The following is a 13,703-nucleotide window of genomic DNA, read 5'->3' on the forward strand; positions in this document are numbered from 1 at the left end:
GGGTGGCACTAACGCTTACCCGGCCTATTCTCTGTGTTTTTGTAGGCCCGGTGAGGCGAAGCCGCCACCGGGCACCACAATTAATGCGCAATCGGCTGCGCACCGTTTGGCACGCGAACATGCTTGTACTTGAACAGCGCGATAAACGCGAAGAACAGTACCAGCGAGTATGCGGCGAAGATGAGCCACACTGGCTGCCAGTTAGTGATACCGTTGGTGGTGTACATCTCAACCACTTTACCGCTCACCACACCGCCCAGAATACAGCCGAAGCCGTTGGTCATCATCAGGAACATACCCTGTGCACTGGCGCGGATTTCAGGCTTCACTTCTTTTTCCACAAACACGGAACCTGAAATGTTGAAGAAGTCGAAGGCGCAGCCGTAAACAATCATCGACAGAACCAGCAGCACGGTGCCGAACGGGCTTGGGTCGCCGTAAGCGAACAGGCCGAAGCGCAACATCCAGGCCGCGATACTGATAAGCATCACGTTCTTGATACCGTAGCGGCTCAGGAAGAACGGGATGGTCAGGATGAACAGCGTCTCAGAGATCTGAGAGATAGACATCATCACCGACGCGTGTTCAACGATAAAGCTACCGGAGAACAGCGGGTTGTTATCGAAGCTGTGCAGGAAGGTGTTGCCGAACATATTGGTGATTTGCAGTTCCGCACCCAGCAGCATGGAGAAGATAAAGAAAATCGCCATGCGTTTGTTTTTGAACAGCGCAAATGCATCCAGGCCTAGCATGGTGCTCCAGCTCTGGTTTTTCTGCTGGTTAGACACCGGAATGTGCGGCAGGGTGAGGGTGAAGATCGCCAGCACAACAGACAGCGCAGCACCGATATAGAGCTGCATATGGCTCAGTTCGAAGCCCGCGAAGCTCACGCCCCACATCGCCATGATAAAACCGATAGTGCCCCAGATACGGATTGGCGGGAAGTCAGTCACGATATCCATACCGTTTGATTTCAGGCGGTAGTAGGAGATGGTGTTGATAAGGCCAAGCGTTGGCATATAGGCCAGCGAGTTAAGCAGGATCACCATGAACATCGCGCCAGGCGTGGTGACTTCGGCTGCCATAAACAGCGTCCCCGCACCCACCAGATGACAAAGCATGTACAGCCATTTTGCGCTTAACCATTTGTCCGCCACGATACCCAGCAGCGTTGGCATGAAGACAGCCGCAATACCGAGCGAGCTGTATACGGCACCGATAGACGCACCATCGAACTTGAGCGTCACAAACATATAGGAGCCGAGTGTAGTCAGCCAGCTACCCCACAGGCAGAACTGCAGAAACGACAAGATTTTAAGCTGCAGCTTAAGGTTCATGTTACTTTCCTCACAAGTGAGCGGGAGATATGTTGTTATTGAAACATTCAGGGTTGGTATTTGATGCAATTCTATCAGCAGGCAACGATATGTTTTGTTACCTCCCGCAAAAAAATGCAATCCACATTAATTTGCAGTTTGGATTGTGATGCAAATAACATTTTCGTATGGGTGGGTTCTTTTTACCCTCTCCCCTTGGGGGAGAGGGTAGGGTGAGGGGACTAACGGCGGCGGTAGTTCTTCTGCGCCGTATTCACCTTGTACAGATAACGACGGGATTCCGCCGACGGGTGGCGGGAGGTCAGCGTCGAATAGACATCGCCCGGTGCCATGCTGTTGATGATGTTCGCCGCCTGCACTTTGTCACTGGAGAAGACGCGCAGTACGCTGCCCGCACCGCCGTTATACGCGGTGATCACCGCATAGCGACGTGAGGTTGGGTTATCAATTCCGCCCAGATAGACATTGTTCAGCATCGCCAGATACGCCGTGCCGGTATCAATGTTGCTTTGCGGATCGAACAGGTAGCTACGGCTTGGCGTACCCGATTTTCCTTGTGAACGGAAAACATCTTTCCCGGCGCTGTGCTGGACAACCTGCATCAGGCCTAATGCATCAGAACGGCTCACGGCGTATGGGTTAAAGGAGGATTCGGTCTGCATAATCGCCAGAATCAGCGACTCATCCACGCCGTATTTCCGCGACGCTTGACGCACCATGCCCACGTATTTATGTGCACGTTTATCAAGGTGGTTTGGCACCAGATTGATGGTCACGCTGTAAATAATGCGCAGCCCGTTAGTCCGGCTTTTCAGACGCGTTTGCAGCAGGTAGTCGGCGAATTTTGTGGCGCGACCTTCCCAGCGAATCGCCTGACCGGTCTGATCGACAACCTGACCGTACAGGAACGGTTCTTTGGAGATAGTAATGTCGTCAGCATCGGAGTAGAGGTCGATAGAGCCCGGATCATCGCCCATCAGCAGGGTCTTGATAATAGCCTGGCGTAAGCGTGCGGCAGGTTCAGTGCCCGCGATAGTTTCGACCGTGATCGTACCCTCATCAAAATTGATGTGGCTACGGGTCTGGTAAGCGTCGGTGTACTTAACGTAGTCCTTAGGGCCAGCGATAAGAACTTCGTTAAATCCCCAAATATTTTCGATGTTATGGGCAAATTGCCCCATCAAAATGTCAAAACCGTTGGTGTCCTTTACCCAGGCTTCGTTGTAATCATCGCCTTTTTTAGATGAACAAGACACAAGCAACGGCGCAATAAGAGCTAGCGCTAAAAATTTTTTCATCATTCCGGGAGTGCGTGTTGTGTTTGCTTAGTCGTTGCTTTTGCCGGGTGGCGCTGCGCTTACCCGGCCTACAAAACCGTAGGCCCGCGCAAGCAAAGCGCCGCCGGGCACCAGCCCGCAGAATATTATTTTTCCGGTGGCGTATAGCCTTCGATGTGTACGTCTTTACCTTCGAACAGGAAGTTCACCATTTCCTGTTCCAGCAGCTTGCGGTGTTCCGGGTTCATCATGCTGAGTTTTTTCTCGTTAATCAGCATGGTCTGCTTCTTCTGCCATTGTCCCCAGGCTTCTTTGGAGATCTCGTTATAGATGCGCTTGCCTAATTCGCCTGGATAGAGCTGAAAGTCTTGTCCTTCAGCGTCGCGCTGTAAAAAAGTGCAAAAAATGGTTCTGGCCATACTCATTCCTCTTTATCTTGCCAATGCTAAACCATTGCACCGGCACGTAATTGCTGTAACAGACGCTCTACGGGAGCCGCGAGCCCGACTGATGGCGGTTGCGCTAAGTTATACCAGAGAGCCGGGCCTTCATCCATGCACGCGGCAAATGAGGACACGGGAAGCCACATTGGCACAATATCCAGATGGAAATGGCTAAAGGTGTGGCGAAACGCGGTCTGTTGCGTGAGGTTATCGGCAGCAATCCCACGCTGCTTAAGCCATTCCCGCAGCGATGCTTCATCTTCAAATTGTGGGAAGCAGTATAGACCACCCCACAGGCCGCTTGGCGGGCGCTGGGCGAGGAATACGTCATCACCCTGCTGCATCAGCAACATGTAGCCAGTGCGCTCCGGAATCGTCTGTTTCGGTTTTTTGCCCGGGTACTGTGCCCAGCTGTTGTTGGCATACGCCACGCAAATATTATTCACCGGGCAGAGTTCGCACTTAGGTCGGGAACGGGTACAGACCATCGCGCCCAGATCCATCATTGCCTGATTAAAACGTTCCACACCTTTCGCCGGGGTAACCTCTTCGCTGATTTCCCACAGACGTTTCTCAACCTCTTTCTTGCCTGGCCAGCCGCCCACGGCATAACACCGTGCGAGCACGCGCTTGACGTTACCGTCGAGGATTGGGAAATGTTTGCCTAATGACAAAGAGAGGATCGCGCCAGCGGTTGAGCGCCCAACACCGGGTAAGTCTGCAACTTCTTCAAAGGTTTCAGGGAATTTGCCCTGATGGCGGGTGGCAACCTGCTGTGCGGCTTTGTGCAGGTTACGCGCACGGGCGTAATAGCCAAGCCCCGTCCACAGGTGCAGCACCTCGTCCAGCGGAGCATTCGCCAGATCGGTCACCGTCGGGAAGCGTGCCATAAAACGCTCAAAGTAAGGAATAACCGTAGCGACCTGCGTTTGTTGCAACATCACTTCGGAGAGCCATACTTTGTAAGGCGTTTTTTCAATTTGCCAGGGCAGGGTTTTACGCCCGTATTTGTCGTACCAGTCCAGCACCTGGGCTGAAAATTGAGAGGCTTGCATGGTTATCGATTCACATAATCAGGGACGCAGATTGCAGCACAGCGTCAATCTGCTGTAAACCGGATCTTTCCCATGCTTGCATAGAAGCCTTAACTTTGGATAATGCCCGTTTCCCGAACATTCTCACAAGCAGACAACTCTTTTATGAAAAACGACGTCATTTCACCGGAATTTGATGAAAACGGCCGCCCGCTGCGCCGTATTCGCAGCTTTGTCCGCCGTCAGGGCCGCCTGACCAAAGGGCAGCAACATGCGCTGGACAACTACTGGCCGGTGATGGGCGTTGAGTTCAGTGAACAGCCTGTTGATTTCGCCGAACTGTTTGGCCGCGAAACGCCGGTTACGCTTGAGATTGGTTTTGGCATGGGCACGTCGCTTGTGACCATGGCTAAAGCGCGCCCGGAGCAGAACTTCCTCGGTATTGAGGTTCACTCGCCGGGCGTGGGTGCATGTCTGGCGACTGCCCATGAAGAGGGCGTAGAAAACCTGCGCGTGATGTGTCACGACGCGGTTGAAGTGCTGCACAAAATGATTCCTGACAATTCTTTGAACATGGTTCAGCTCTTTTTCCCTGACCCGTGGCACAAAGCACGTCATAATAAACGCCGTATCGTTCAGGCGCAGTTTGCTGAGCTTGTAAAAAGCAAACTTAAACTGGGCGGCGTCTTCCACATGGCGACCGACTGGGAACCTTATGCGGAACATATGCTGGAAGTGATGTCGTCTCTGGACGGGTATAAAAACCAGTCTGAGAGCAACGACTATGTACCGCGCCCGGACTCACGTCCGGTGACGAAATTTGAACAGCGTGGCCATCGTCTTGGTCACGGTGTATGGGACTTAATGTTCGAGAGGGTGAAATAATGGCAAAGAACCGTAGCCGTCGTCTGCGTAAAAAAATGCACATCGAGGAATTCCAGGAAGTCGGTTTCTCTATTGCATGGCGTTTCCCGGAAGGTACCAGCGTAGAGCAAATTGATCAGGATGTTGATGCCTTCATCAGCGACGTGATTGAGCCAAACAAGCTGGCGTTTGACGGCAGTGGCTACCTGGCATGGGAAGGCCTGATTTGCCTGCAAGAAGTGGGTAAATGTACTGAAGAACATCAGGCAGCAGTACGTAAATGGCTTGAAGACCGCAAATTTGAAGACGTGCGCATCAGCGAACTTTTCGATATTTGGTGGGACTAAGTAAGCATCAAGGGGCCAGCATTAGCTGGCCCATTTTGTCTGAGGGAGTTTTTATGATGCGCAAAACGTTGCTGGCTGTTGCTTTAATGGCAACCGGATTCACCGCCCATGCGGAGTACAAATGTGGCGTGACGCCGCGCGACGATGTGGTATTAAGCCCGCAAACCGTGCAGGTTAAAGGCGAAAACGGCAATCTGGTGATTACGCCGGATGGCAACGTAACGTTTAACGGCAAACAGTACAACCTGAGCGCCGCGCAGCGCGAGCAGGCAAAAGATTATCAGGCAGATTTGCGTACCGCACTGCCGTGGATTGATGAAGGTGCGCTGACACGCGTGGAAAAGAGCCGTGTCGCACTGGATAAAATCATCACCAAAGAGGTGGGTGAGAGCAGCAATATGCGTACTCGCCTCACCAAGCTGGACAAACAGCTGAAAGAGCAGATGAACCGTATTATTGAGCATCGCACCGATGGCCTGACGTTCCACTATAAGGCGATTGACCAGGTCCGTGCCGACGGCCAGCAACTGGTGAATCAGGCGATGGGCGGTATCTTGCAGGACAGCATCAACGAAATGGGCGCCAAAGCCGTGCTGAAAGGCGGCGGAAACCCATTGCAGGGCGTTTTAGGTAGCCTGGGCGGCCTTCAGACCTCGATTCAGAACGAATGGAAGAATCAGGAAGATGATTTCCAGCAGTTCGGTAAAGACGTGTGTAAGCGCGTAGTGTCGCTGGAGGACAGCCGTAAGGCGCTGGTGGGGACGCTGAAGTAACGCTTCTGCGCGCTGGGCCCCTCACCCTAACCCTCTCCCCAAAGGGGCGAGGGGATGGTTTGCTCCCTCTCCCTTTCAGGGAGAGGGCCGGGGTGAGGGTAGAAGTGCTTGCAGTGTCTCAAGGATATTTTCTAACACGCCCTCTTCGTTATCCCAGAGCTCGTTGTTCCAGAATCGAATGACACGCCAGCCTTGTTGATTTAACCAGATCGTCCTTTGCCAATCATATCCCTGCTTTTCATCATGTTGCCCACCATCCAGCTCGATTGCCAGACGTGCTTCGCAACAGGCAAAATCCAGAATGTAATGACCCACAGGGTGTTGCCGACGGAATTTATAGTGAGAGAAGCGACGGCTACGTAATAAATACCAGAGCCGTTTTTCTTCCATTGTGAGCTCGTGTCTGAGCTGTTTTGCATAAGAACGAATATTGTCCATCCCCACACTCTGCCAGCCTTTCTCTCAGCTGGCAGAACGGGATGCAAAATCCGGAATCAGCGTTCAGGATCTTCGGCGAGGAACAGCTCAAGAAGGGAGTTTAAGAACAGTTTTCCATGCTCAGTTATCTGCCAGAAATCATCACACTCGGTGAGATACTTCTGTGCCAGCGCTTCGTCAATCTGCGGGCGTATAACCGACTCCGGCAACCCGGTATACAGCGTAAACTCCGCACGCGGGGCGGCTTCCAGCAGGCGGAAGCGGTTCATGAAGAACTCGAACGGTTTATCAGCAGCCTCAACATCGTGACTGCGTTCCAGATAACGTCCTTCCATAAACCCGCGTGGATGACGCGTCTTGGCGGTACGCAGAATGCGCCCGTCCGGGAAGGTCACTTTACCGTGTGCACCGCAGCCAATACCCAGATAATCACCAAATCGCCAGTAGTTCAGGTTGTGCTGACACTGGTAACCTGGCTTCGCATAGGCGGAGGTTTCGTACTGCTGATAGCCAGCGGCGGTCAGAAGCTGATGCCCCTGCTCAAAGATATCCCACAGCGCGTCGTCATCCGGTAGCACCGGTGGGCGGGAGCCAAACAGCGTGTTCGGTTCAATGGTCAACTGATACCAGGAGAGATGCGGCGGGTTCAGCGCAATGGCCTGGCGCAGGTCGTCCAGCGCCTCTTCCAGGGACTGATCCGGCAGGCCGTGCATTAAATCGAGGTTAAAACTGCGAAGACCCAGGCCTGTTGCCAGGTGTGCCGCGCGTTTTGCCTCTTCCGGGCCGTGAATACGTCCCAGACGTTTTAATTTTGGCTCGCTAAAACTCTGCACGCCGATGGAAATACGGTTCACACCCGCACGCTGATACTCGACAAAACGGTCAGCTTCAACGGTTCCGGGGTTGGCTTCCATCGTAATTTCAGCATCCGCCGCCAGATTGAGGCGCGCTCGCACGCCATCCAGCAGCGTTTGCATTGCCGGGCCTGACAGCAGGCTCGGCGTACCGCCACCAATAAAAATGGTCTTAACTTCACGTCCCTGTGCGTAAGGCACGTCGGCATCCAGGTCAGCCAGCAGATGCGCAACGTAATCGTCATGCGGTACTTCGCCTTTCAGCGCATGAGAGTTGAAATCGCAGTACGGGCATTTCTGCACGCACCACGGGATATGAATATAAAGACTCAGAGGTGGCAAATTAGCCATTACGTAATGCTTCCAGTAACAGTTTCAGTGCGCGTCCACGGTGAGAAATCGCACTTTTCTCTTCGCGGGTCAGTTCCGCAGCGGTTTTGCCCTCGGTCGGGACAAAGAAAATCGGGTCATAGCCAAAGCCGCCGTTGCCTGCCGCTTCGCGGGTAATCACACCCGGCCAGCTGCCGTGGCAGACGATTGGCGTAGGGTCTTCCGCATGGCGCATATACACCAGCACGCAGTGGAACTGTGCCTGGCGCTTTTCGTCAGGAACATCTTTCAGGGCGACAAGCAGCTTTTCCAGATTCTGCTGGTCAGTGGCATCAACGCCTGAATAACGCGCGGAATAGATCCCCGGCGCACCACCCAGAAAATCAACAGCCAGGCCGGAGTCATCGGCAATGGCGGGCAGGCCGGTCACCTGTGCCGCGTGGCGCGCTTTCAGGATCGCGTTTTCAATAAATGTCAGGCCTGTCTCTTCAGCGGACTCTACGCCCAGTTCTGTCTGTGCAACGACATCCAGACCAAAATCATTCAACAGCGAGGCCAGCTCGCGCACTTTACCGGCGTTACCGGTAGCGAGAACAACTTTCTGCATCGTTTATTCCTGTTCTTTCAGAGCCGCGACTTCCGTCGGGATGGATTGCGGATCGAGGATTTTTACCTGTTTATGACGCCCAAGTTCACCCTTTTCAATGATGACCTGGCTTTTAGCAACGCGAAACTGTTTAGCCAGATATTTGGTCAGATGCGCATTCGCCTGGCCATCAACGGGTGGGGCGGTGATGGCGACTTTTAATTCGTCGCCATGCAGTCCAACAATACTATCGCGGCTGGCTTTCGGTTGAATATACAACCGTAAAACCAGCCCATCGGCGCAGGTGCTTACTGCACTCATAACGCCATCCACAGCCCCGGCAGCAGCATGTTGCCCGTAGCCTGTAGCAGCTCGGTGATACCCATGTTGATGACGTACAACAGCAACACCAGAATCATCGGTGAAAAGTCGATGCCGCCCATCGAAGGCAACAGACTGCGGATCGGGCGCAGCAGCGGCTCGGCAAGCTGAATCAGGGCATATTCCACCGGACTACGGCCCTGGCTTACCCAGCTCATGATTGCCATCACCAGCAAGACCCAGAAGATTAACAACCCGATGGTTTTGACCAGAATCAGAACGGCGGCGATCCAGATAATCGGCTGGAACGTCACCACCATAAACAGCACGATGGCCTTAATGACGCTGAGTATAAAAGCGACCAGTAAAGAGGCACTGTCAATTGGGCCCATCGCCGGGATCACACGGCGCAGCGGCCCCACTACAGGTTGCGTGATTTTCACAACAAACTGCGAGAAGGGATTATAAAAATCACAACGCGCCCACTGCATCCAGACGCGCAGTAAAAGCGCCATCGTATACAGTTCAATCACCGTTGAGAGCAGGAAAGTCAACGTCTTCATGGCGTTCCTCAGGTTTCCTTATTTTTGGGGGTAATCGCGCGCACCGAAAATAGCTGTGCCAATGCGCACCATAGTGCTGCCTGCCGCAATTGCGGCTTCCATATCGTCCGACATGCCCAGAGAAAGCGTATCTACCGTGGAGTAGCGCGCTTTAAGCGCCTCAAATGCTACAGCCATTTGCTGTGCCACGGCAAACTGCCTTTCGTAACTTGACTCAGGCGCCGGGATGGCCATTAATCCGCGCAGGGTTAACCCGGGCAGCGCGGCCACCTCTGCCGCCAACGTATCCAGCTCGTTTAGCGCGATGCCTGACTTGCTGTTTTCGTCACTGATATTGATTTGAATCAGCACGTTAAGTGGCGCAAGCCCGGCCGGACGTTGCTCGTTGAGACGGGTCGCAATCCGCAGGCGGTCAAGGGTATGACACCAGTCAAAGTGCTCTGCAACCAGACGGCTTTTGTTCGACTGCAACGGGCCAATAAAGTGCCATTGCAGGTCGCTATTTCCCAATTCCTGGAAATAGTGAATTTTGTCCACGCCCTCCTGCACGTAGTTTTCACCAAACGCGCGATGGCCAGCGGCAATCGCTTCTGCGATGGCGCTCGCAGGCTTGGTTTTGCTCACTGCAAGTAAAGTAACTTCTTCTGGAGCACGGCCGCAACGCGTTGCAGCGGCTGAGATTTTGTCCCGGACCTGTGCCAGGTTATGCGCAATGTCGTTCATTTTCCAAGGAGAGTCGTGTGGTGATGGAAGAAATGGTGGCCCTTAGTGTAAAGCATAACGTGTCGGATCTACACCTGTGCAGTGATTCACCGCCACGCTGGCGCAGGGCTGGTACGCTTGAACCTGCGCCATTCCCGCCGCCGGATATTACTCAGCTATTAAAAACATGGCTTAACGACGAACAACAGGGGACCTGGTGGGCAAACGGGCAGGTCGATTTTGCCGTGACGCTCGCCAGCCAGCAGCGTTTACGCGGCAGCGCATTCAGCCACATTAACGGTACCTCACTCACGCTCAGACTCTTGCCAGCAAACTGCCCGCAGCTTTCGGCGCTGGGGGCGCCGCGTACGCTTCCGGTACTGCTGGACAACGACAGCGGTCTGATTCTGGTGACGGGGGCAACCGGAAGTGGCAAATCCACTACGCTTGCGGCAATGGTGGATCATCTTAACCGCCACTACGATAAACACATTTTGACGCTGGAAGACCCGGTTGAGTTTATTTATCAAAGCGATCGCTGTCTTATCCATCAGCGGGAGATAGGCCAGCACTGCCCTTCATTTGCAGAGGCGCTTCGCGCTGCATTACGTGAAGATCCTGACGTGATTTTATTAGGTGAGCTTCGCGATAGCGAAACGATCAGGCTGGCCCTTACGGCGGCGGAAACTGGCCATCTGGTGCTGGCAACGCTGCATACGCGTGGGGCTGCGCAGGCAATAGAGCGCCTGGTCGATACCTTTCCGGCACAGGAAAAAGACCCGGTGCGTAATCAGCTGGCGGGTAGTCTGCGCGCAGTGCTGGCGCAAAAGCTTTGTCGGGACGTCCAGGGAGGACGCGTGGCGCTGTACGAACTGCTGGTGAATACCTCAGCGGCAGCAAACCTTATCCGCGAGGGCAAAACCTGGCAGTTGCCCGGTATTATCCAGACCGGGCAACAGGCAGGGATGCAAAATTTTGACCAAAGCTTTGCTGAACGCAGAGCGCAGGGGCGGCTTCACGAAAGGTCAGTCGTTGCGTCTGGTTGACCTTGTTTCCATCCGTGCGAGCGGTAGAATCGACTCTCTACCTTTTGAGCAAACGAAACCATGTCATCACAACCAAATCAAAGCCTGATTGACGGTATACGCTGTCTGCAATACCTGGTGTCCAGCGATCGTGCGATTGGGTGTCGCGAGCTGGCGCGTCTGATGGGAATTAACACCACTCGCGCTAACCGCCTGCTGATGACAATGGCCTCGATTGGCCTGACGATGCAGGACGAACACCGCCGCTATCTGCCCGGGCCGGGTATCCATGCCCTGGCGGCGCAGTCCATTCGTGGCTCAGCGCTTTTTTCCCGTGCCCTGCCCATACTGGAGCGTTACGCGCCTCGCGATATTGTCGTCGCGCTCGGCGTGCTGTGGGAGGATCAGATTATCTATATCTGGCACTCGGTGCCTGGCAGCCAAACGACACAGGCGCTGGCCGGTTATCGGATGCTTCCGGCCTGGCAGTCCGTCATTGGCATGGCATTGCTGGCAGAAGAGAGCGACGAACAGCTGAAATTACGCTTCACCGACGAGCAGTGGCGCAACCTGGCGCCCCACGTTGAGCAACAGCGTAAAACTGGCCGCGTTATCTGGCATCACGATGATGGGGAAGTGTCGATGGCGATTCCGGTTGGTGCGCATCATGCTGCGCTGGCATTTGCCGGGATGTGGGGTGTCGGGAAAGAGGTGGTGGAAGCACGTCTTCAGGCGCTACAGGAACTCAACGCTAAGCTGCTGGAAATGCCCGATTTTACGGGCAATTCAGAAGAAGCTCAGTAGCCCTGTTCGAAATAGCTTTCGAGGATCACTACGGCAGAGGCTGAGTCCACGCTGCCTTTGTTGAGCGCCCTGAAACCGCCGTGCTCAAACAGGCCTGCGCGGGCTTCGACGGTGCTCAGGCGTTCGTCGTGCAGCTTTACCGATACCCCAAAGCGGCCGTGGATTTTGTTGGCGAACTTACGTGCGCGCGCGGTGAGCGGCTGTTCGGTGCCATCCATATTCAGCGGTAGCCCAACGATAACGTCATCCGGTTGCCACTCTTTGAGCAGGCGCTCGATCAGCGTCCAGTCTGGCGTGCCATCGTTCGCTTTTAACGCCGTCAGCGGGCGCGCCGTGCCGGTAATGCGCTGGCCGACGGCAACGCCAATACTGCGGGTGCCAAAATCAAAAGCTAAAAGCGTACCGCTCATTACGCGTGCCCCGCTACGCCCGGCATGGTCAGAATATCAATGCCGATAAGTTTAGCCGCATCACGCCAGCGATCGGCGATAGGGGTCTTAAACAGGATGTTCAGATCCGCAGGCGCAGTCAGCCATGCATTATCCAGGATCTCCTGCTCGAGCTGGCCTTTTTCCCAGGACGCATAGCCCAGCGCAACCAGCACTTCCGAAGGCTGTTCGGCGGTACCCAGTGTTTCAAGCACGTCGCGCGAAGTGGTGACTACGGTGTTATCCGAGATCCGGATGCTGGAAGAGAAGCCCGGCGGCGTATGCAGGATAAAACCGCGATCTTCAGCCAGCGGCCCGCCTAACATCACCGGCTTATCAAGACGGATTTCAGGCAGACGCTCTTCAGTGGTGATTTTTAGTTTTTCCAGAATGCCTTCGATTTGCAGGTTTTCCAGAGGCTTATTAATGATGATACCCATCGCACCGTCTTCATTGTATTCACAGATATAAACGACGGAACGGCGGAAAATGGGATCCTGGAGAGCAGGCATGGCAATAAGAAAGTGATGCTGTAAATTCATTGTCAGAGGTTCTGTTTCCTGGTTTAAAAAGCGACAGCGCCCAGTATGGGGACAAACTCAGGCGCTGTCACAGGTTATTTCTGTAAACGTTTTTCGATAGCGTCCATCAGCATTCCGGTGATCGAGACAGGGAATTCGGCCTCGATTTCACGAATGCAGGTTGGGCTGGTGACGTTCACTTCGGTCAGACGGTCGCCGATGATATCCAGGCCGACGAAGATCAGGCCTTTGGCTTTAAGCGTTGGGCCTACTCGGCGGGCAATTTCCCAGTCGCTTTCGGTCAACGGACGCGGTTCGCCACGGCCACCGGCCGCCAGGTTACCACGGGTTTCGCCACCCTGCGGGATACGCGCCAGGCAGTAAGGAACCGGTTCGCCATCCACCACCAGAACGCGCTTGTCGCCATCGACAATGGCAGGCAGATAGTTTTGCGCCATGCAGTAACGGGTACCCAGTTCGGTCAGCGTTTCGGCAATCACACCAATGTTCGGGTCGCTTTCTTTCACGCGGAAAATCGATGCGCCGCCCATACCGTCCAGCGGTTTCATGATGATATCGCCGTGCTTCTGCCAGAAGGCTTTCAGCTGGGCCTTACTGCGGGTCACCAGCGTTTCCGGCGTCAGGTCCGAGAACCAGGCGGTGTAGAGCTTCTCGTTACAGTCGCGCAGGCTCTGCGGTTTGTTCACGATCAGCGTGCCTTTCTCTTCTGCGCGCTCAAGGATATAGGTGCAGTAGATAAATTCGGTGTCGAACGGCGGATCTTTACGCATAAGGATCACATCGAGATCGGCTAGCTGGATATCCTGCTCGGTGCCGAATTCGTACCATTTATCGTAGTTCTGCTCGACGTTAACAATACGGGTGCGTGCGCGGGCTTCGCCGTTGATCAGGTAGAGATCGTTCATCTCCATGTAGTGGAGTTCATAGCCGCGACGCTGTGCTTCCAGCAGCATAGCGAAGCTGGAATCTTTCTTGATGTTAATGTTTGCGATGGGATCCATCACGATGCCGAGCTTGATCATGTTCCTCTCCAAT

The 13,703-nt window shown here is 54.2% G+C and carries 18 protein-coding genes; 5 read left to right on the forward strand and 13 right to left on the reverse strand.

Translation table 11 applies throughout. The features are described 5' to 3' along the window. Positions 1–80 precede the first annotated feature (80 nt). The 4 genes from F3J30_RS13000 to mutY all read right to left on the reverse strand — a co-directional run bounded on the left by F3J30_RS13000 (position 81) and on the right by mutY (position 4,112). A complete protein-coding gene (locus tag F3J30_RS13000) occupies positions 81–1,337 on the reverse strand; it encodes a nucleoside permease (RefSeq protein WP_166717515.1) in 1,257 nt (418 codons plus the stop codon). A 221-nt stretch (positions 1,338–1,558) separates the two neighbouring features. Next, the gene (gene mltC / locus F3J30_RS13005; protein WP_041162124.1) at positions 1,559–2,635 is read right to left on the reverse strand and encodes a membrane-bound lytic murein transglycosylase MltC; all 1,077 of its coding nucleotides are present in this window, start codon (positions 2,633–2,635) and stop codon (positions 1,559–1,561) included. A 125-nt stretch (positions 2,636–2,760) separates the two neighbouring features. Beyond that, complete coding sequence (locus F3J30_RS13010; RefSeq protein ID WP_013098674.1) at positions 2,761–3,033, reverse strand: oxidative damage protection protein; 273 nt, start codon at positions 3,031–3,033, stop codon at positions 2,761–2,763. A gap of 26 nt (positions 3,034–3,059) precedes the next feature. Then, positions 3,060–4,112: an A/G-specific adenine glycosylase gene (gene mutY / locus F3J30_RS13015; protein WP_166717516.1), complete on the reverse strand. Its 1,053-nt coding sequence runs from the start codon at positions 4,110–4,112 to the stop codon at positions 3,060–3,062. A gap of 144 nt (positions 4,113–4,256) precedes the next feature. On the opposite strand from mutY, the gene trmB reads away from it, so the two are divergent. From trmB to F3J30_RS13030, 3 genes are read left to right on the forward strand one after another with little or no spacing between them, the layout of a single operon-like run. Next, entirely contained in the window at positions 4,257–4,976 is a 720-nt protein-coding gene (gene trmB, locus F3J30_RS13020; protein ID WP_014071707.1) for a tRNA (guanosine(46)-N7)-methyltransferase TrmB, read from the forward strand. Beyond that, the gene (locus F3J30_RS13025; protein ID WP_014071706.1) at positions 4,976–5,302 is read left to right on the forward strand and encodes a YggL family protein; all 327 of its coding nucleotides are present in this window, start codon (positions 4,976–4,978) and stop codon (positions 5,300–5,302) included. Before trmB ends, F3J30_RS13025 begins: the two co-directional genes overlap by 1 nt. A gap of 53 nt (positions 5,303–5,355) precedes the next feature. Continuing rightward, positions 5,356–6,075: a DUF2884 domain-containing protein gene (locus F3J30_RS13030; RefSeq protein ID WP_014071705.1), complete on the forward strand. Its 720-nt coding sequence runs from the start codon at positions 5,356–5,358 to the stop codon at positions 6,073–6,075. 75 nt (positions 6,076–6,150) lie between these two features. Here F3J30_RS13030 and F3J30_RS13035 read toward each other — a convergent pair whose 3' ends face one another. From F3J30_RS13035 to F3J30_RS13060, 6 genes are read right to left on the reverse strand one after another with little or no spacing between them, the layout of a single operon-like run. After that, positions 6,151–6,513: an endonuclease domain-containing protein gene (locus F3J30_RS13035; RefSeq protein WP_166717517.1), complete on the reverse strand. Its 363-nt coding sequence runs from the start codon at positions 6,511–6,513 to the stop codon at positions 6,151–6,153. 56 nt (positions 6,514–6,569) lie between these two features. Then, positions 6,570–7,718 (reverse strand): radical SAM family heme chaperone HemW, encoded by a 1,149-nt coding sequence (gene hemW / locus F3J30_RS13040; RefSeq protein WP_166717518.1) that lies wholly within the window; start codon positions 7,716–7,718, stop codon positions 6,570–6,572. Next, positions 7,711–8,304 carry an XTP/dITP diphosphatase gene (locus F3J30_RS13045; RefSeq protein ID WP_014071702.1) on the reverse strand — a complete coding sequence of 198 codons (594 nt, stop codon included), beginning with the start codon at positions 8,302–8,304 and terminating at the stop codon, positions 7,711–7,713. Before F3J30_RS13045 ends, hemW begins: the two co-directional genes overlap by 8 nt. Before the next feature lie 3 nt (positions 8,305–8,307). After that, positions 8,308–8,604 carry a DUF167 family protein YggU gene (gene yggU / locus F3J30_RS13050; protein WP_014071701.1) on the reverse strand — a complete coding sequence of 99 codons (297 nt, stop codon included), beginning with the start codon at positions 8,602–8,604 and terminating at the stop codon, positions 8,308–8,310. Next, a complete protein-coding gene (locus F3J30_RS13055; protein ID WP_014071700.1) occupies positions 8,601–9,167 on the reverse strand; it encodes a YggT family protein in 567 nt (188 codons plus the stop codon). Before F3J30_RS13055 ends, yggU begins: the two co-directional genes overlap by 4 nt. Before the next feature lie 18 nt (positions 9,168–9,185). Continuing rightward, positions 9,186–9,890 (reverse strand): YggS family pyridoxal phosphate-dependent enzyme, encoded by a 705-nt coding sequence (locus F3J30_RS13060; RefSeq protein ID WP_166717519.1) that lies wholly within the window; start codon positions 9,888–9,890, stop codon positions 9,186–9,188. Between the two features lie 17 nt (positions 9,891–9,907). Here F3J30_RS13060 and F3J30_RS13065 point away from each other — a divergent pair, with 17 nt between their 5' ends. Then, positions 9,908–10,915, forward strand: coding sequence for a type IV pilus twitching motility protein PilT (locus F3J30_RS13065; RefSeq protein WP_166717520.1), 1,008 nt, complete (start codon positions 9,908–9,910; stop codon positions 10,913–10,915). A gap of 60 nt (positions 10,916–10,975) precedes the next feature. Further along, the gene (locus tag F3J30_RS13070; RefSeq protein ID WP_166717521.1) at positions 10,976–11,698 is read left to right on the forward strand and encodes an IclR family transcriptional regulator; all 723 of its coding nucleotides are present in this window, start codon (positions 10,976–10,978) and stop codon (positions 11,696–11,698) included. On the opposite strand, the gene ruvX is transcribed toward F3J30_RS13070, so the two are convergent. From ruvX to gshB, 3 genes are all read right to left on the reverse strand, one after another. After that, entirely contained in the window at positions 11,692–12,108 is a 417-nt protein-coding gene (gene ruvX / locus F3J30_RS13075) for a Holliday junction resolvase RuvX (RefSeq protein WP_014071696.1), read from the reverse strand. The genes F3J30_RS13070 and ruvX overlap by 7 nt on opposite strands. Continuing rightward, entirely contained in the window at positions 12,108–12,668 is a 561-nt protein-coding gene (locus F3J30_RS13080; RefSeq protein ID WP_014071695.1) for a YqgE/AlgH family protein, read from the reverse strand. Before F3J30_RS13080 ends, ruvX begins: the two co-directional genes overlap by 1 nt. A 74-nt stretch (positions 12,669–12,742) precedes the next feature. Further along, positions 12,743–13,690 carry a glutathione synthase gene (gene gshB / locus F3J30_RS13085; protein ID WP_014071694.1) on the reverse strand — a complete coding sequence of 316 codons (948 nt, stop codon included), beginning with the start codon at positions 13,688–13,690 and terminating at the stop codon, positions 12,743–12,745. Positions 13,691–13,703: the final 13 nt, after the last annotated feature.

Source organism: Enterobacter sp. Tr-810 (assembly GCF_011752765.1).
Taxonomy (GTDB): Bacteria; Pseudomonadota; Gammaproteobacteria; order Enterobacterales; family Enterobacteriaceae; genus Enterobacter; species Enterobacter soli.

What these genes read in the sequence shown, in the direction of transcription:
- F3J30_RS13055 (WP_014071700.1), bottom strand. Translation starts at nt 9,167, where the DNA reads ATGAAGACGTTGACTTTCCTGCTCTCAACGGTGATTGAACTGTATACG.
- F3J30_RS13025 (WP_014071706.1), top strand. Translation starts at nt 4,976, where the DNA reads ATGGCAAAGAACCGTAGCCGTCGTCTGCGTAAAAAAATGCACATCGAG.
- hemW (WP_166717518.1), bottom strand. Translation starts at nt 7,718, where the DNA reads ATGGCTAATTTGCCACCTCTGAGTCTTTATATTCATATCCCGTGGTGC.
- F3J30_RS13045 (WP_014071702.1), bottom strand. Translation starts at nt 8,304, where the DNA reads ATGCAGAAAGTTGTTCTCGCTACCGGTAACGCCGGTAAAGTGCGCGAG.
- F3J30_RS13000 (WP_166717515.1), bottom strand. Translation starts at nt 1,337, where the DNA reads ATGAACCTTAAGCTGCAGCTTAAAATCTTGTCGTTTCTGCAGTTCTGC.
- trmB (WP_014071707.1), top strand. Translation starts at nt 4,257, where the DNA reads ATGAAAAACGACGTCATTTCACCGGAATTTGATGAAAACGGCCGCCCG.
- gshB (WP_014071694.1), bottom strand. Translation starts at nt 13,690, where the DNA reads ATGATCAAGCTCGGCATCGTGATGGATCCCATCGCAAACATTAACATC.
- F3J30_RS13070 (WP_166717521.1), top strand. Translation starts at nt 10,976, where the DNA reads ATGTCATCACAACCAAATCAAAGCCTGATTGACGGTATACGCTGTCTG.
- F3J30_RS13035 (WP_166717517.1), bottom strand. Translation starts at nt 6,513, where the DNA reads ATGGACAATATTCGTTCTTATGCAAAACAGCTCAGACACGAGCTCACA.
- F3J30_RS13010 (WP_013098674.1), bottom strand. Translation starts at nt 3,033, where the DNA reads ATGGCCAGAACCATTTTTTGCACTTTTTTACAGCGCGACGCTGAAGGA.
- F3J30_RS13060 (WP_166717519.1), bottom strand. Translation starts at nt 9,890, where the DNA reads ATGAACGACATTGCGCATAACCTGGCACAGGTCCGGGACAAAATCTCA.
- F3J30_RS13030 (WP_014071705.1), top strand. Translation starts at nt 5,356, where the DNA reads ATGATGCGCAAAACGTTGCTGGCTGTTGCTTTAATGGCAACCGGATTC.
- mutY (WP_166717516.1), bottom strand. Translation starts at nt 4,112, where the DNA reads ATGCAAGCCTCTCAATTTTCAGCCCAGGTGCTGGACTGGTACGACAAA.
- yggU (WP_014071701.1), bottom strand. Translation starts at nt 8,604, where the DNA reads ATGAGTGCAGTAAGCACCTGCGCCGATGGGCTGGTTTTACGGTTGTAT.
- ruvX (WP_014071696.1), bottom strand. Translation starts at nt 12,108, where the DNA reads ATGAGCGGTACGCTTTTAGCTTTTGATTTTGGCACCCGCAGTATTGGC.
- mltC (WP_041162124.1), bottom strand. Translation starts at nt 2,635, where the DNA reads ATGAAAAAATTTTTAGCGCTAGCTCTTATTGCGCCGTTGCTTGTGTCT.
- F3J30_RS13080 (WP_014071695.1), bottom strand. Translation starts at nt 12,668, where the DNA reads ATGAATTTACAGCATCACTTTCTTATTGCCATGCCTGCTCTCCAGGAT.